The sequence below is a fragment of the Oceanicella actignis genome, assembly GCF_900111545.1.
Lineage (GTDB): Bacteria > Pseudomonadota > Alphaproteobacteria > Rhodobacterales > Rhodobacteraceae > Oceanicella > Oceanicella actignis.
In genome coordinates, this window is sequence record NZ_FOHL01000004.1 from 50842 (window position 1) to 68004 (window position 17163).

The window sequence follows — 17163 nt, forward strand, 5'->3', positions numbered from 1 at the left end:
CGGGCCGATTTTATTGGAGTGGTCGATGGACGAGGAAACGATCTTCGCCCAGGCGACGGCGCCCGGCAAGGCGGGCGTCGCCGTCATCCGCATCTCGGGACCGCTGGCCGATTCCGCCCTGTCGGCCCTGGCTGGACCTTTGCCCGAGCCGCGAAGGATGGTCCTGCGGCGAGTGGCGAACCCATCGAATGGCGAGACTCTGGACCATGCCCTGGTGGTGCGTTTCGCAGCCGAGGCCAGCTTCACCGGCGAGCCGACGGCCGAGCTGCACCTGCACGGAAGCGCAGCGGTCGTGCGCTCGGTCCTGGATGCCTTGGCGAAGATGGAGGGGCTGAGGCCGGCCGAGCCGGGCGAATTCACGCGCCGGGCGCTGCTCAACGGCCGCATGGATCTTGCGCAGGTCGAGGGGCTGTCGGACCTGCTCGCCGCCGAAACCGAAGCGCAGCGGCTTCAGGCCATGCGGGTCATGGAGGGCGGCTTGAGCCGGCTGGTCGATCATTGGCGCGAAAGGCTCATCCGCGCCGCGGCGTTGATCGAAGCCGGCATCGATTTCGCGGACGAAGATTTGCCCGCGGGTTTGCTCGATGGCGCGGCGGACGCCATGGAGACGGTTCTTGCCGAAGTCAAGGCGGAGCTTTCCGGGGCCCAGGCGGCTGAGCGTATCAGGGAGGGTTTCCGGGTAGCGATCCTGGGGCGGCCAAACTCGGGCAAGTCGACGCTGCTCAACGCTCTGGCGAAGCGCGACGCGGCAATCGTTTCGGAGCATGCGGGGACGACTCGGGACGTCATCGAGGTGCATCTGGATCTTTGGGGCCTGCCGGTGACGTTCCTCGACACCGCCGGGCTGCGGGAAACGGATGATCCGGTCGAGAGGATCGGCATCGAACGTTCTCGCAAGGCGGCGGAAAACGCGGATGTTCGGCTTTGGCTGCAGGAGATCGACGATGGCGCCGAGCCGGAGATTGCATTGAGCGATGCCGACCTGTTCGTCATCAGCAAGGCGGATCGAGGCTCCGCCCCTGATGGTTTGGCCGTATCCGCATTGACCGGAAAAGGCGTGGACTTGCTGCTTGAGACGCTGTTCAATCGCCTTCGGGCGACGGCGCAGACATCGAGCCACGTGATCCGCGTTCGCCAACGCGTCGCGCTGGAGCGCGGCGCGGAGGCGTTGGAAAGATGTCTTTCGTTGGCGCGATCCGGGATCGGCGAGCCCGAGATTCTTGCCGAGGAACTGCGTTACGCGTTAAGGCAACTTGAGGCTCTGATCGGGCGGGTCGATGTCGAGGACCTGCTGGATGACGTCTTCGCCAGTTTCTGCATAGGGAAATAGGCATGTTTCACGTGAAACACGGGCGTTATGACGTGGTGGTGGTCGGCGGCGGGCATGCCGGCGTCGAGGCCGGCTGCGCGGCCGCGCGCCGCGGAGCGCGCACGGCGCTGATCACCCTGGATGCCTCGAAGATTGGCGAGATGTCTTGCAACCCCGCCTTCGGCGGCCTTGGGAAAGGTCACATCGTTCGCGAAATCGATGCGCTGGACGGCGTGATGGCGCGAGCGGCCGACTACTCGGCGATTCACTACCGCTTGCTCAATCGAAGCAAGGGCCCCGCCGTTCAAGGGCCAAGGGTTCAGGCCGACCGCGACCGATACCGCAGATACGTCCAGAAATTTGTGGCGGCATTGCCCAATCTCGATGTCATCGAGGCCGAGGTCGAGCGATTGAACTGCCGACAGGGCCAAATTAGTGGCGTCGTTCTCGCGAGCGGAGACGTCATCGGTTGCGCGGCTGTGGTCCTTGCCACCGGCACGTTTCTGCGGGGCAAGCTATTCGTCGGCGACCAGTCGCAAAGCGGTGGCCGGGTCTTCGAGCGCGCGGCAACGGCTCTTGGGCTCGAACTCGAGTGCATGGGTCTGCCCATGGGGCGCCTCAAGACCGGCACGCCGCCGCGACTCTGGCGACGCAGCATCGACTTCTCGATTCTCGAGGAGCAAGCCGGCGACGCCGACCCCTCCTTCATGTCGTTCCTCACGGACGGGATCATTGCGCCGCAGGAGTCGTGCTACATCACGTCGACCAACGAACGCACGCACGAGATCATTCAAGAGAATATCTCGAAATCCGCCATGTATGGCGGCCACATCGCCGCGCGCGGTCCGCGTTACTGCCCTTCCATCGAAGACAAGGTGACGAGATTTCCCGAACGGGGCGCACATCAGGTCTTTCTTGAGCCCGAGGGCGCGGGCGCCCAGACCATCTATCCGAACGGGATCTCGACGTCGCTCCCGGCCGACATCCAGCTTGAATATGTCCGCACGATCAAGGGGCTGGAGAAGGCCGAGATTTCGCAGCCGGGCTATGCGGTCGAGTATGACTTCATTGATCCACGAGCGCTGGACCGCCGTTTGATGCTCAAGGATTTGCCGGGCCTTTTCGTTGCGGGTCAGATCAACGGGACCACTGGGTATGAAGAGGCCGGGGGGCAGGGATTGCTCGCCGGCGCAAACGCGGCCGCATTCGCTCGGGGGCTCGAGGTCTTGGAGCTCTCGCGTGATGAAGCCTATATCGGCGTCATGGTCGATGATCTCGTCACGCGCGGGGTCAGCGAACCCTATCGCATGTTCACATCGCGCGCCGAGTTTCGGCTCAGCCTTAGGGCCGACAACGCCGACCAGCGGCTGACCCCGAAGGGCGTCAGCCTGGGCCTTGTCACGGAAGAGCGGCAGCGGAGGTTCGAGGAGAAATTGCGCCGGCTTGACTCCGCCCGATCGCTACTCAAATTCCGCACGGTTTCGCCCCAAGAGGCGCGTTCGGCTGGGATACGCGTCAACATGGACGGCGCGCGACGCTCTCTTTACCAGCTCCTTGGCGCCGGAGACCAGGTTTGGGATGCGTTGTGCACAATCGCGCCGGAGCTGGCAAAACTGGACGCCGACATTCGCGACCAGATTGCCCGCGACGCGAAATACGCGCCGTTTCTTGAGCGGCAGGAACAGGAAATTGCGCGCCTTCGCGCGAGCGAATCGATCCCGATCCCGCCCGATTTCGACTACCGTCGAGTCGCGGGCCTCTCCGCCGAGCTGCAGGAACGCCTGGCCGCAGCCCGGCCCGAGACCTTGGCCCAGGCCATGCGCATCGAGGGCGTCACGCCAACCGGCATGGCGCTTGTTCTCGCCAGCATCCGCAAGCGCGCCGTATGAACCGGCGTGACGTTGAAAATTTCCTCGCCAACGAGGTCGGTGTTTCACGTGAAACGCTCGAGCGGCTCGATCTCTTCGAGCAGCTTCTCGGTCGCTGGAATCGCGCGATCAATCTGGTCGGTCCTTCCACCCTCGATTCAATCTGGGAACGTCATTTCGCCGACTCCGCCCAACTGTGGCTTCTGCGGCCGGAAGTCATCACGTCCTGGCTGGACCTTGGTTCCGGCGGTGGCTTTCCGGGCCTCGTGATCGCCGCCATCGCAGCCGAGCTCAATCCGACCCTTCAGGTTACGCTCGTCGAGTCCGACAGTCGCAAGTGCGCCTTTCTTCTTGCCGCGGCGCGAGAGATGAGCGTGAATGCGACCGTTCTGAACAAGAGGATCGAGTCCATCCCGGCAGGGCCACATGAAGTCATTTCGGCCCGGGCGCTGGCGCCGCTCTCCAAGCTTCTCGACATGACCGAACGCTTCGCGCCATTCTCGCCGCGCCTGCTTTTCCCGAAAGGCGCCAATGCGCTGTCGGAGTTGACCGAGGCGCGAAAAAGCTGGAATATCGACGCGCGGCTCATGCCAAGTCGGGTCGATCCCCGCGGCCAAATCCTGGAAATATCGAGGTTTTCCCGTGTCCAGCACGCCTGACCAGCCTTTGATGAGCGACGCCCGCAGGATTCTGGCCATTGCCAATCAGAAAGGCGGGGTCGGAAAGACCACGACCGCGATCAACCTGGCGGCGGCGTTGGTCGAGACGGGGCGGAAGGTGCTCCTCATCGACCTTGATCCGCAAGGGAACGCCAGCACCGGCCTGGGCATAGACGCGGACCGGCGCGTGAAGACCGCCTACGATGTCCTCATCGCGGACGACCCGCTGCGCGACGCGATCCAACGCACGGATCTCGAGCGCCTGGACATCGTGCCGGCGACGGTAGATCTCAGCTCGGCCGATGTGGCGATGGTGAGCGACAAGCGCCGCAATCGTCGGTTGCGCGATGCCCTGGCCGCGGCCGAAATCGCGCGCGACTACGACCATGTCGTCATCGACTGCCCGCCATCGCTCAATCTTCTGACGATCAACGCCATGGGCGCGGCCGACGCGGTTCTGGTGCCGCTCCAATGCGAGTTTTTCGCCATGGAGGGGCTGTCGCAACTCCTCAAGACCGTCAAGCAGGTTCGGCGAAGCCTGAATCCCGATCTGAAGATCGAAGGCGTCATCCTCACCATGTTCGACCGACGCAACAACCTGTCGCAGATGGTCGCCGAGGATGTGCGGCGCAACCTTGGCGATCTGGTCTACCGGACCGTCATTCCGCGAAACGTTCGTCTGTCCGAAGCGCCTTCCTATGCTGCGCCCATCACGGTCTACGATAGCGCATCGCGCGGAAGTCTCGCCTACCGCGCCCTGGCGCGCGAATTCATCGAGCGCCAGGCCCTCGCCGCCGCCTGAGAACGAAAGGGTTTCGCAATGGCCAAGCAACCGCACAACAAGGCCTTGGGACGTGGCCTAGCCGAGCTCCTGGCCGATGACGAAGCCGAGACGACGCAGCGCGAGTCCACGTTGCCGATCGACGTCATCGTCCCGAATCCGGCGCAGCCTCGACGCCACTTCGACCCCGATCTGCTCGACGAACTTGCCGCCTCGATCCGAGAGCGCGGTGTCATACAGCCGCTGATCGTGCGTCCGGATCCCGGCAAGCAGGGGCGATACCAGATCGTCGCCGGAGAGCGGCGTTGGCGCGCGGCGCAGAAGGCGCAACTGCACGAGGTTCCCGTCGTCATCCGCGACCTCGATGATGCGCAGGTTCTCGAGTTTGCGATCATCGAGAACATTCAAAGAACAGACCTGAATCCGGTCGAAGAGGCGCGCGGCTTCGCGCAGCTGATCGAGCAGTTCGGCCACACCCAGGAAAAACTGGCCGAAGCGATGGGCAAGAGCCGCAGCTACATCGCCAACGCCTTGCGCCTGTTGACGCTTCCCCAAAGCGTGCTCGACCACCTGGCCGCCGGTCGGCTCAGCGCCGGACATGCGCGCGCGCTGATCACGGCGGAGGATCCCGCCGCTCTCGCCGAGCGCGTCATCGCTCAGGGCCTTTCGGTTCGCGAAACGGAAAGGCTCGTCAAGGACCAGAAGACCAAGGCGACGGCCGCGCCGAAGCCGCGCGTCGTCAAGGACCCTGACACGCTCGCGCTCGAGGCCGACCTCAGCGCCAGCATCGGCCTTCCCGTCAAGATCGAGCACAAGGGAGAGAAAGGCGGCGAGGTGCGCCTGCGTTATGCCAGTCTCGAAGAGCTGGACGGCATCTGTCAGCTTCTGAGCCGTTAACGGCGCTGCCGCGCCTGCATCGCAAGGCGCATGAGCGTGCGCTCGACCAGCGCTTGCGCCGGCGGCGGGTTCGGAGAGCGAAGCGCCAGATCCGCTTCGAGCAATGCGCGCAGCGCGTTTTCGATCCCCTCGCGCCCCAGCCTGCGCACATGCGCGACCATCAGCGAACGCCTCGGACCGAACAGGGGCGGCCGCGCGCGTCCCGCCGCCGCTTCTGGGCCATCGGGCGCCGATGCGATCTCGAAGGCCTGGCGAAAATGCCGCGACGTCGCGATGAGCAGGCCCGTCGGCGCGGCGCCCTGGGCCGCCAGCCGTCTGAGAATGATCGGAAGGCGCTCGACTTCGCCCTTCGCCACCGCCGCGACCAGCTCGTCAAGCTCGGCCTCCAGCTGCGCGGGCGCGCAGGCGGCGACGTCCTCGGCCCGAAGCGCTCCCTCGCCCTCGCCCAGATACAGCGCCAGCTTCTCGATCAACGCGCGGAATTCTTCCGCCTCCATCCCCTCGGCAAGCGCCGCAAGGGCGTCCATGGCTTCCGGCGACCAGCTGGCGATGCGCGCCGCCTTGAGCATGGCGGCGATCTCTTCCCGGTCGGGAGGCTCGGAATACACCCCCACCGCCGCCAGCTGCGCGTGCGCTTCGAACAGCTTGCGCAAGGCGCCCTTCGGCTTCAGATCTCCGGCGGAAACCACCAGCGCCGCATCGCCGCCCCGCAGGTCTTCAAGCGCCGCCTCGACCGCCTTCCCGACGCCATCGCCGGCGCCTTCGATCACGACGACGGTTCTTGCGCTGAAGAAGCCCCGTGAGCGCAAGGCATCGCTCAGCGCCGCCGGGTCGCGCTGGACCGCCGGGCCCGCAAGCCGAACGAGCTCTCCGTCCTCGCCCGCCAGCGCGCGCGCAAGGCGCTCGCGCCGCACCGCGGTCTCGGCAGGATCCGGGCCGAAAAGCAGCGTGCCGGCGACGCCCTCGATCGGGCGCTCGACATGACGCTTCGCCTCGCGGCCGGTCAGCTTCATGTTTGCGCGCGGCGGCTCAGCTCGGCCAGGACGCGATCCGCGATCCGCTCGCCCAGCTCGCGCGCCAGGCGCTCCTGCGCATCGCGTTCGGCGGCGCGCGTCGCAAAGAGCGAGCCGGTGGCGGAATACGCCGTCACGGCCTCGACGAAGCCGGAGACGGGCGCAAAGTCTTCTCCGCCCGTCAGAATGTAGCGGCTGCGTCCCCGCAGAACATAGCGCGTGATCGAGTTGTCGTCGGTGATCGCCAGGCCGGACGAAGAGAAGGAAAGTTCGGCCGTCAGGCGCAGGGGCGCGTCCGGTCCGGCGCGCCCGAGCCGACGCTCGACCGCCTCGCGCAGGGCGAAGCCGAGCCGGTCGGTCGGCACGTCGAGCGCAATTGCGCCAAGAGCGAGCGCCGGGCCGGAACCAGCGCGGTTCATCGGCGCGAAGCCGCACGCGCCCAGCGTCGCCGCGGCCAGCAGCGCGGCGCAGAGGCGGCGGCGCTCAGAGCACGACATTGACGATGCGTCCGGGCACGACGATCACCTTGCGCGGCGTCTTGCCGTCCAGAAAGCGGCGCACGTTGTCGTCGGCCAGCGCCATCTGCTCGATCTCTTCGCGCGAGGCCTCGCGCGGGACGCGTATCTCGGCGCGCCGCTTGCCGTTGACCTGAACCGCGATCGGGGTCGTGTCCTCGACCAGCAAGGCGGGATCGGCCTTGGGCCAGGGGGTTTGCGCGACCAGCGTCGTCTCGCCCAGGGCCGACCAGATTTCCTCGGCGATGTGCGGCGCCATCGGGGCCATGAGCTGGGCCAGGGCGGACAGGGCCTCGCGCCTGGCGTGCCCCATGCCCTCGCCCTCGGCCGGCGCCTTCGAGATCGCGTTGACGAACTCGTAGATGCGGGCGATCGCCTTGTTGAAGGCGAAGCCCTCGATGTCGGCCGTCACGCCGGCGATGGTCCGATGCGTGGCGCGGCGCAGCGCCATGGCGGCCTCGCACGGATCGGCCGGCGGCTCGGCGCCCCTGGCGGGCAGCGAAGGCAAGGCGTCCTCGGTCAGACGCCAGACCCGCTGCAGAAAGCGCCAGGCCGCTTCGGCGCCGGCCGCCGTCCATTCGACGTCACGGTCCGGCGGGCTGTCCGACAGGATGAACCAACGGGCCGTGTCGGCGCCGTACTGGTCGATGATGTCGGTCGGATCGACCACGTTCTTCTTGGATTTGGACATCTTGATCGAGGGACCGACCTCGACCGGCGCGCCGGTGGCCGCCTCGACATGGCGCCCGTCCACGATGCGCACCTCGTCCGGGCTCAGCCAGCGCCCGTCCTGCGCGCGGTAGGTCTCGTGACAGACCATGCCCTGGGTGAACAGCGCTTCGAAGGGTTCGACGCATTTCTCGGGCAGGTGGCCCGTCTTGTGCATCGCCCGCGCGAAGAACCGCGAATAGAGCAGGTGCAGGATCGCATGCTCGACGCCGCCGATATACTGATCGACGTTCATCCAGTAATCGACCGCTTCGGGATCGGTCGGCGTCTTGGCCCTCGGCGCGGTGAAGCGCGCGTAATACCACGAGCTGTCCACGAAGGTGTCCATCGTGTCGGTCTCGCGCTTGGCGGGGCCGCCGCAGCGCGGGCAGGGCGCGTCGCGCCAGGTCGGATGGCGGTCGAGCGGGTTGCCCGGCTTGTCGAATGTCACATCCTCGGGCAGGCGAACGGGCAGGTTTTCCTTCTTCTCGGGCACCACGCCGCATTCGGGGCAGTGGAGCACCGGGATCGGGCAGCCCCAGTAGCGCTGGCGGCTGATGCCCCAGTCGCGCAGGCGATAGTTCACCTTGCGCTCGCCCTTGCCGGCTTGCTCGATGCGGCGGGCGACCTCGGCCTTGGCCTCGTCGACGCTCATGCCGTCCAGAAAGCGCGAGTTCACGATGCGCCCGGGGCCGGTGTAGGCCTCGTCCTCGATGACGAAGCTGGCCGGGTCCTGGCCTTCGGGGCACACCACCGGCGTCACCGGCAGGCCGTATTTGCGCGCGAAATCGAGGTCGCGCTGGTCGTGCGCAGGGCAGCCGAAGATGGCGCCGGTCCCGTAATCCATGAGGATGAAGTTCGCGACGTAGACCGGGAGCTGCCAGTCGCGGTCGAAGGGATGGCGCACGCGAACGCCGGTGTCGAAGCCCTTCTTCTCGGCCTTTTCCAGCGCCTCTTCCGAAGTGCCGATCCGCCGGCATTCCTCGGCGAAGGCCGCAAGCTCGGCATTCTCGCGCGCCAGCGCCTTGGCCAGCGGATGGTCCGCGGCCACGGCGCAGAAGCTGGCGCCGAACAGCGTGTCGGGGCGCGTGGTGTAGACGGTCAGCTCCTCATGGCCTTCGGGCGCGCCGATCGTCTCGAAGCGGAACTCCAGCCCCTCCGAGCGTCCGATCCAGTTGCGCTGCATCAGCCGCACCTTCTCGGGCCATTTTTCCAGCCGGTCGATGCCTGCGAGCAGCTCCTCGGCGAAGTCGGTGATGCGGAAGAACCACTGCGTCAGCTCGCGCCGCTCGACCAGCGCGCCCGAGCGCCAGCCGCGCCCGTTCTCGACCTGCTCGTTGGCCAGAACGGTCATGTCCACGGGATCCCAGTTGACCATCGAGGACTTGCGATAGACCAGCCCCGCTTCGAGCATGTCCAGGAACAGCGCCTGCTGCTGCGCGTAGTATTCGGGATCGCAGGTGGCGAATTCGCGCGACCAGTCCAGCGACAGGCCAAGCGGCAACATCTGCGCCTTCATGGCGGCGATGTTGTCATAGGTCCATTTGCCCGGATGCACGCCGCGCTCCATGGCGGCGTTCTCGGCGGGCATGCCGAACGCATCCCACCCCATGGGGTGCAAGACGTTGAATCCGCACGCTTTCTTGTAGCGCGCCACGACGTCGCCCATCGCGTAGTTGCGCACATGCCCCATGTGAATGCGCCCCGACGGATAGGGGAACATTTCCAGAACGTAGCATTTGGGGCGCGCGGGATCGGCTTGCGCGCGGAAGCAGCCGCCGTCTTCCCACGCCTTGCGCCATTTCGGCTCGACTTCCCGGTGGTTGTAGCGCGCCATGTCTTCCCTCGGATTGCTGCCCTGCGGACGCCCTGTCTTACGGGCGGGCGGCGGGCTTTTCAATCCGGCATGGCGCCCGGCTCAGCCCTTCTGCTTGGCCAGCTCGGCGACCTTGATCTGACGCGCCCGCGCCAGGATGGCGTCCTCAAGCTTGCGCGCCGTCTCGGGGCTGACCGGGGCGGGCAGCCACTCGCCGCCCTCGCCGCGCACCTGCCGATAGACCGCCACCTTCAGCGAACTGGCCTCCAGCTTGGGGCTCGACACCAGAACCGTGACCTTGAAGCGCTCGTCCGGCGCATCGGGATTCACTCCCCAGTCGGTCGCGATCACCCCCGAGAACGGGTCCGTCGAGCTCAGCGGCAGGAAGGCCAGCGTGTCGAGCGACGCGCGCCACAGATGGCGGTTGATGGCGATGCCCGCGCCGCCGCCCTCGGTCTCGACGCGGTTCGCGCGCAGCAGGTCCCCGATGGTCGAGGCCCGCCGGTCGCGGGTCATGTCCGCAAGGGTCGGGTCGTATTGCTCCTTGGGCGGCGTGCCCCCGCCGCAGGCGCCAAGAGCAAGAGACGCGGCAAGCGCGCCGGCGATCGGCAGGATCTTGTTCACTCGAGGCCTCCTCGCTTGCGCCGCGCGGCGGCGCGTCCCTGGCCGCATTTAGCTGGGCGCCGCGCCCGGTGTAAAGCCTGCGCGCGCCCCCGGCGCCGCCGCAATTGTTGCGCGCACGTCACAACCCGTCCGCGGATTGAGCGCCGCGACGCATGTCGCTTGACGTTGAAGCCGCCTTTTGACGAAAGTCTGCGTGGCCTTCCGGGGATAACCCGCGGAAGGGTCAAGACATCGCATCAACCGCGAGGGACACCATGAAGAACCTTCTCATCATGTCCACGGCCCTGGTCGCCGTGGCCTCCGTCGCCCAGGCGGCCGAGCCGCTCAAGGCCTCCGTCGGCGGCTACATGTTCGTCGGCGTCGGCGCCAACGACATCGACGGCCAGGACAGCAGCATCGGCGTCCTGCGCGACGGCGAAATCCACTTCAAGGTCAAGGGCTCGTCCGACAACGGCCTGACCTTCGACGGCAAGGTCGAGCTCGAGGCCTGGTCGCAGGGCGGCGACATCATCGACGAGAACTGGGCCCGCGTGTCCGGCTCGTTCGGTTCGATCAAGATCGGCGCCGACGACCACGCGTCGTACAACCTGGCCACCGGCGTTATCTACTTCATGGGCGCGCATATCGGCGCCTATGACGCCTTCGGCGAGTCGGGCGGTCCGGCCGCGTTCGTGTCGAACAACCGCTTCGGCGACGACATCGGCGTGTACTACAACACCCCGAACTTCAACGGCTTCCAGGCCGAGATCTCGTGGCAGCCGAACGGCTCGTCGGACGGCTCGGGCGACAGCAACTCGCTGGTCACCGACAACAACGCCGCCGCCAACAACAACCAGATCTCGATCGGTCTGAACTACCAGGGTGAGTTCAACGGCGTCGAGATCCGTCTGTCGGGCGGCTGGGACTATGTCGACGAGCTGGGCGGCAACGGCGGTTCGTCCGAGGATGCGTTCATGGCCGGCGCTCAGATCGGCTACATGGGCTTCGTCCTGGGCGGCCACTACAAGCAGGCCCTGGTCGCCGGCGACACCGACGACTACGTCGGCAACATCGGCTACAAGACCGGCCCCTGGGGCTTCGGCCTGCAGTATGCCCGCATCGAGCAGGATCTGGCTGGCGGCTACGAGGTCGACAAGTTCGCCGGCTGGGTGACCTACGCTCTCGCGCCGGGCGTGTCGGTGGGTCTTGGCGTCGAGCACCAGAACTCGGACGGCGCGAACTCCGACGGCACCGCCGGCATGGCCGTCATGAGCCTCGGCTTCTGATCCAGAGCCGATCGGCTTTCGATCCGGGGGCGGTCCGCAAGGACCGCCCCTTTCTCGTTTCTCGAACCGCTGCGATCAGTCGACCGGGCCATGGCGCCCCGCACCGCCTGTGGAACGCCCGGGCCGCACCCGCCGCGCACGGGGCGCGTCATCCGCAGCGGGCGCATCGGAAAACCCATCGGGCGAGTCGGCGTCCGGCCGGCTTCGGTTGCAGCGGCCCGGTTGGGTCCGCAGCTTTTCGGTTTGTGGTCGTCGTGATGTCGGCTTGCCCCGGGCCTGTCGGACGCGTCAGGCCGCGCCCAGTCCCGCTTGCGGCGCGTGCCCTGCGCCGCCCTGCGTCACGCGGGCGATCTCGGCGATCAGCGCGGTTCGATCCACCGGCTTGGCCACATGGCCGTTCATCCCGAGGCGCAGATAGGTTTCGCGTTCGGCCGGATCGGCGGTCAGGGCGATGACCGGCACGTCCCGCAGCGGCGGCGGCGACGCGCGCAGGCGGCGGATGGTTTCGATGCCGTCCATCTCCGGCATGTGGATGTCCAGCAGCACCAGGTCATAGGGCCCCTTCGCCAGCGCATCGAGCGCCTCGCGCCCGTTGGTCGCCTCGTCGATCACGCGCTTGTCGCCGTTGAGCAGCATGCGCGCCAGAAGCCGGTTGGTCGGCGTGTCGTCCACGACCAGGATTCGCATCGCGCGGGGCAGCGCGGCCCGCGCCGCGGCGGGCGCATCCGCTTCGGGCTCGACCGCGGCCGCTTTCAACGTCAGGGTGAAGCGCGAGCCGCCGCCCGGCCGCGGCGCCGCCGAGACGTCGCCATCCATCATGCGCGCGATTTCGCGCGTCACGGCCAGCCCTAGGCCCGTTCCGCCGAACCGCCGGCCAATCGAGGCGTCGGCCTGAACGAATGGCTGGAAAATGGCGCCGATCTGCTCGGGGTTGACGCCGATGCCCGTGTCGTCGACGACGATGCGCAACTCGTGACGACCGTCTTCGGCGGGCGTCGAGGTCACATGAACCGCCACGCCTCCTTCGCTTGTGAACTTGAGGGCGTTCGACACCAGATTGCCGACGCATTGGCGCAGGCGGTTCGCATCGACCAGAAGGCGCGGCGGCAGATCTGGCGAGATGACGAGCTCGAAGGCAAGCCCCTTCTGGTTGGCCAGCGCTTTCCAGACGATCGCCGTCTTGGTCAGCATGTCGCGAACGTCGGTCGGCGTGGGCGAGAGCTCCATCCTGCCGGCCTCGATCTTGGACACGTCGAGAATGTCGTTCAGGATGGTGTTCAAGGCCGAGGCGGATGCGATGATCGCCTCGACCTGTTCGCGCTGCAACGCCGAAAGCTCGGTGCGCGCCAGCGCCTGCGCCATGCCGAGGACGCCGTTGAGGGGCGTTCTGATTTCGTGGCTGGTGTTGGCAAGGAACAGCGACTTGGTGCGGTTCGCCTCCTCGGCCTGGCGGCGGGCTGTCTTCGCCTCGCGCAGCGCGGCGTAAAGGCGCGTCACGGATCGGCTGTTCTCGAGCGAGGCGACGATGAAGTAGAACAGGAACATCGTCACGCCCAGAACCATGGGCGCCGCATCGAACAGGCTCATCCGCTCCCAGTCGCGATAGACGATGATCGCCGGCATGGCGGCCAGATAAAGCGCCGGCGCGGCGCCCATCATCAGCAACAGGCGACGCGAGTGCGAGAAGAAGATGATCGTGTGCAGAAGGCTGCCGATCAGCAGGATGAAGGCGTAGATCTGATCGTACACCCCGCCGTTGAGCCATATGATGACGCTGGCCGCGCCGAATGCCAGGCCGCCCCAGAGGAAGTTGGCCTCCATCATGTGCCGCCAGCGCTCGGGCGGCTCGCGCCTTACGCAGGCGCGCTGGTAGACGAGTATCTCGATCGCTTCGTTGATGATGACGCCCAGCGACCAGGCCAGGAGGACGATCGGTCCGGCGACCTTGAATACGACGAGACCCACGATCGTGGTCGCCAGGAAGCGCGCCGCCGCGTTCTCGTGCAATTCCTCGAGCACGCGGATGTCGGCGTTCTGTTCGTCGAAGTCCAACATGTGATCATCCAGAAATCTGGCCTGGCGCCGGGGCCAGCTTCGCCGGGCGAGCTTTCGATTTCGTGTATGGAGCGAAAACTCCTCGCAGCGCAGCACGTTATGCGCTGGCGGCCTTCTCGTCACGCGCATCCTTCTGTTCGGGCGGCCGCAACTCGGCCAGGACCAGGCCCGGCTCGTCCGGGTCGGGGCGCAGGGAAAAGCCCAGCGAACGCGCCAGGCCAAGCATGGGTCCGTTCTGCGCGGCGATCTCGCCCCAGATGCGGCGCAGGCCCATGCGCCGTCCGGCTTCGAGCGCCGCGCGCAACGCCGCCCGGCCCAGTCCCAGCCCCTGATGGTCGCCGCGCACCGAAACGGCGAATTCGGCTGCGCCCGCGCCGTCGCCCATCAGCCGCGCGCCCGCGACGATGGGGCCGCCCTGCTCGGGTTCGAGCACCAGGCAGACGTCGCGGGCCGGGTCGATGGTGCACAGCCGCCTGGCCAGCTCGGGCGTCAGATGCGGCACGGCATGCAGCATGCGGAACCATTTCTGGCGGTCGGGCAGGGTCTCGTAACCCTCCATCAGCGCCGGAGCGTCCGACGGGCGGATGGGCCGCAGCCGGAAGCGGCGGCCGTCCGCCGCGACGATGATCTGGGGCGCAATGGGCACGAAATCTCGCCTCGATAATTCAATCTGCAACTCGTGCAACCCTAGCTGGCGTCGTGAGCCGCGTCGAGCAGGACCTTGACCTTCCAGTCGCTGGAAGGCCTATCTTCGCGCCAACCCGGCAGGAGGAACGGCCATGAATGCTCTGGACGACCAGATCCAAGGGCGCCGCGAGGCGGCGGTTTCGCTCGAGATCACCGGCATGACATGCGCCGGATGCGCGCGCCGCGTCGAGAGCGCCCTGCGCGAGGTCGAGGGCGTGCGGGACGCGCAGGTCAACCTGGCGCTCGAGCGCGCCGACATCGACGGCGCGGCGGACCCCGCGGCGCTGGTCGAGGCCGTCCGCAAGGCCGGCTTCGGCGTGCGGCTGGCGCAAACCGATCTGGCGATCCGGGGCATGACCTGCGCCGGATGCGCGGCGACGGTGGAAAAGGCCCTGCGCCGCACGCCGGGGGTGATCGACGCCGCGGTCAACCTTGCCACCGAAAGCGCGACCGTCCGTCACCTGCCCCACATGGCCGGTCCGGCCGAGCTGATGGCGGCGGTCAAGGCCGCGGGCTACGATGCGGCGCCCGCGGGCGCGCGCGACCACGACGCCGCCGAGGCCGCCGCCGCGCGTCGGCGCGACGTGCAGGACCTGGCGCTGGCGCTGCTGCTGGCGGCGCCGCTGGCGGGGCAGATGGTCCTGATGGCGCTCGGCTTCGACATGCGCATGCCCGTCTGGGCCGAGCTGGCCCTTGCCACGCCGGTTCAGCTCTGGGCGGGGCGGCGCTTTCATGTCGGGGCGGCGCGGGCGATCCGGGCCGGGGCCGGCAACATGGACGTGCTGGTCTCGCTCGGCTCCTGGGCGGCCTATCTGCACAGCCTCTGGCTTGTCGCGACGCAGGGCGAGGGGGCGGCGGGGCATCTCTATTTCGAGGCCTCGGCCGTCATCATCGCGCTCGTCCTTCTGGGCAAGACGCTCGAGAACCGCGCCAAGCGCGCCGCTTCGGCCGCGTTGCGCGAGCTGATGTCGCTGCGGCCCGAAACCGCCCATGTCCTGATCGCCGGCAAGGAGCACGAGCGCCCGGTCGATGCGGTCGGCGTCGGCGACGTTCTCGTCGTGCGCCCGGGCGAGCGCATTCCCGTCGACGGCGTGATCCTGCGCGGCGAGACCGAGCTGGACGAAAGTCTCATCACCGGCGAATCCATGCCCGTGCGCCGCGGGCCCGGCGACGTCGCGCCGGCGGGCGCGCTCAACGGTCCGGGGCTGATCCGCATCCGCGCCGAGCGCGTGGGCCGCGACACCACGCTCGCCCGCATCGCCGAGCTGGTCGCCCACGCCCAGACGGGCAAGGCCCCGGTCCAGCGGCTGGTCGATCGCGTCAGCGCCGTCTTCGTGCCCGTGGTCATGGCGCTGGCGGCGCTGACCTTCGGCGGCTGGCTGGCCGCTAGCGTCGGGTTCGAGCACGCGTTCCGCGCCGCCGTGTCGGTTCTGGTCATCGCCTGCCCCTGCGCGCTGGGCCTGGCCACGCCGACCGCGCTGGTCGCGGGCACGGGCGCGGCGGCGCGCGCGGGCATCCTGATCCGCGACATCGAGACGCTCGAGCGCGCGGCGCGGCTCGACGTCATCGTTTTCGACAAGACCGGCACGCTGACCGAGGGCGCGCCGCGCCTGACGGCCCTGGCGCCGGCGCAGGGCCTGGACGAGAACGCCCTGCTGCTGCTGGCCGCCTCGGCGCAGCTCGGCTCCGAGCACCCGCTGGGCAAGGCGATGGCCCGCGCCGCGCGCGAACGGGGGCTCGAGCCCGAACAGCCGGACTCGTTCGAGGCCGTCATCGGCGCCGGCGTGATCGCGCGGGTCGGCGGCCGGACGGTGCGCATCGGCACGCGCGCGCTGGTCGAGGCCGAGCCGCCCGCCGAGCTGGCGCAACAGGCGCGCGCCTGGACCGAGGCCGGCGCGACGGTGGTCTGGATCGCCGACGACGGCGCAATCCTGGGCGTCGCCGCGCTCGAGGACGCGCTGCGGGCCGACGCGCCGGCGACCATCGCGCGGCTGCGCGCGCGCGGCCTGCGCACCATGCTGCTGACGGGCGACAACGCCGCCGTCGCCCGCCGCGTGGCCCGGAGGCTGGGCATCGACGACGTCGCCGCCGAGGTGCGCCCCGAGCACAAGGCGCAGACCGTCGCCGATCTGCGCAAGGGCGGGCGACGCGTGGCCATGGTCGGCGACGGCGTGAACGACGCGCCGGCCCTTGCCGCGGCGGATGTGGGCATCGCCATGGGCTCGGGCGCGGACGCGGCGCGCGAGGCGGCGGGGATCACGCTCATGCGGCCGCGGCTGATGCTGGTCGCCGATGCGCTCGACGTCGCGGCCGCCACCGCGCGCAAGATCCGGCAGAACCTGTTCTGGGCCTTCGCTTACAACGTCGTGTGCCTGCCGATCGCGGCGGCGGGGCTGCTGAACCCGGCGATCGCCGGCGCGGCGATGGCGATGTCCTCGGTCTCGGTCGTCACCAACGCGCTGACCTTGCGCCGCTGGCGGCCCGAGGCGGATCGCCCGATGGACCGAGGCGCGGCATGAACATCTCGCAAGTTGCGCGGCAATGCGGGCTGCCGCCCAAGACCATCCGTTATTACGAAGAGATCGGGCTGATCCGTCCGAGCCGCACGCCCGCGGGCTACCGCAGCTTTTCCGAGGCCGACGCCCGCCGCCTGGCGTTTCTGGCGCGCGCGCGGCGGCTGGGCTTCGGCATCGACGAATGCCGCGCCCTGCTCGACCTTTACGAGGACCAGCGGCGCAGCGCCGCCGAGGTGCGCCGCATCGCCGCCGCGCATCTGGCCGAGATCGACCGCCGCATCGACGAGCTTCGCCAGATGCGCGCCGCGCTGGCCGATCTGGTGGCGCGATGCCACGGGCAGGACCGCCCCGATTGCCCGATCATCGACGGTCTGGCCGGCGAAGCCGAGCGCGGCTGACGCCATCGTCGGACCAAGGTCCGTTGCCCGCGCCCGCCCAGCCTGCTCAGAT

The 17163-nt window shown here is 68.2% G+C and carries 14 protein-coding genes; 8 read left to right on the forward strand and 6 right to left on the reverse strand.

The annotated features are described in order from the left end of the window. The first annotated feature begins 25 nt into the window (after positions 1-25). The 5 genes from mnmE to BMW67_RS08050 are packed head-to-tail and all read left to right on the forward strand — an operon-like array spanning position 26 to position 5514. On the forward strand, positions 26-1330 hold the full coding sequence (mnmE, locus tag BMW67_RS08030; RefSeq protein ID WP_072747024.1) for a tRNA uridine-5-carboxymethylaminomethyl(34) synthesis GTPase MnmE: 1305 nt from the start codon (positions 26-28) through the stop codon (positions 1328-1330). A 2-nt stretch (positions 1331-1332) separates the two neighbouring features. Then, on the forward strand, positions 1333-3198 hold the full coding sequence (gene mnmG / locus BMW67_RS08035; protein ID WP_072747025.1) for a tRNA uridine-5-carboxymethylaminomethyl(34) synthesis enzyme MnmG: 1866 nt from the start codon (positions 1333-1335) through the stop codon (positions 3196-3198). Next, complete coding sequence (gene rsmG, locus BMW67_RS08040; RefSeq protein WP_072747026.1) at positions 3195-3836, forward strand: 16S rRNA (guanine(527)-N(7))-methyltransferase RsmG; 642 nt, start codon at positions 3195-3197, stop codon at positions 3834-3836. The genes mnmG and rsmG overlap by 4 nt, the downstream gene beginning before the upstream one ends. A 10-nt stretch (positions 3837-3846) precedes the next feature. Further along, a complete protein-coding gene (locus tag BMW67_RS08045) occupies positions 3847-4638 on the forward strand; it encodes a ParA family protein (RefSeq protein WP_072747027.1) in 792 nt (263 codons plus the stop codon). Between the two features lie 18 nt (positions 4639-4656). Then, positions 4657-5514: a ParB/RepB/Spo0J family partition protein gene (locus BMW67_RS08050; RefSeq protein WP_072747028.1), complete on the forward strand. Its 858-nt coding sequence runs from the start codon at positions 4657-4659 to the stop codon at positions 5512-5514. Here the strand turns inward: BMW67_RS08050 and holA are convergent. The 4 genes from holA to BMW67_RS08070 form a co-directional block, all read right to left on the reverse strand. Next, a complete protein-coding gene (gene holA / locus BMW67_RS08055) occupies positions 5511-6527 on the reverse strand; it encodes a DNA polymerase III subunit delta (RefSeq protein WP_072747029.1) in 1017 nt (338 codons plus the stop codon). The two genes, BMW67_RS08050 and holA, sit on opposite strands and share 4 nt — an antisense overlap. Continuing rightward, on the reverse strand, positions 6524-7024 hold the full coding sequence (lptE, locus tag BMW67_RS08060) for an LPS assembly lipoprotein LptE (protein WP_072747030.1): 501 nt from the start codon (positions 7022-7024) through the stop codon (positions 6524-6526). Before lptE ends, holA begins: the two co-directional genes overlap by 4 nt. Further along, on the reverse strand, positions 7011-9587 hold the full coding sequence (gene leuS, locus BMW67_RS08065) for a leucine--tRNA ligase (protein ID WP_072747031.1): 2577 nt from the start codon (positions 9585-9587) through the stop codon (positions 7011-7013). Before leuS ends, lptE begins: the two co-directional genes overlap by 14 nt. Positions 9588-9668: 81 nt before the next feature. Further along, positions 9669-10190, reverse strand: coding sequence for a DUF3576 domain-containing protein (locus BMW67_RS08070; protein WP_170258967.1), 522 nt, complete (start codon positions 10188-10190; stop codon positions 9669-9671). A 254-nt stretch (positions 10191-10444) separates the two neighbouring features. Here BMW67_RS08070 and BMW67_RS08075 point away from each other — a divergent pair, with 254 nt between their 5' ends. Next, entirely contained in the window at positions 10445-11455 is a 1011-nt protein-coding gene (locus BMW67_RS08075) for a porin (RefSeq protein WP_072747033.1), read from the forward strand. Between the two features lie 288 nt (positions 11456-11743). Here the strand turns inward: BMW67_RS08075 and BMW67_RS08080 are convergent, their stop codons facing one another. Together BMW67_RS08080 and BMW67_RS08085 are read right to left on the reverse strand one after the other, a co-directional pair. Beyond that, a complete protein-coding gene (locus BMW67_RS08080) occupies positions 11744-13510 on the reverse strand; it encodes an ATP-binding protein (protein ID WP_072747034.1) in 1767 nt (588 codons plus the stop codon). Positions 13511-13607: 97 nt separating this feature from the next. Further along, positions 13608-14156: a GNAT family N-acetyltransferase gene (locus tag BMW67_RS08085; protein ID WP_072747035.1), complete on the reverse strand. Its 549-nt coding sequence runs from the start codon at positions 14154-14156 to the stop codon at positions 13608-13610. A gap of 133 nt (positions 14157-14289) precedes the next feature. Between BMW67_RS08085 and BMW67_RS08090 the strand changes: the two genes are divergently transcribed. Together BMW67_RS08090 and cueR are read left to right on the forward strand one after the other, a co-directional pair. Then, a complete protein-coding gene (locus BMW67_RS08090) occupies positions 14290-16716 on the forward strand; it encodes a heavy metal translocating P-type ATPase (protein ID WP_072747036.1) in 2427 nt (808 codons plus the stop codon). Then, positions 16713-17111 (forward strand): Cu(I)-responsive transcriptional regulator, encoded by a 399-nt coding sequence (gene cueR, locus BMW67_RS08095; RefSeq protein ID WP_072747037.1) that lies wholly within the window; start codon positions 16713-16715, stop codon positions 17109-17111. The genes BMW67_RS08090 and cueR overlap by 4 nt, the downstream gene beginning before the upstream one ends. Positions 17112-17163 lie beyond the last annotated feature (52 nt).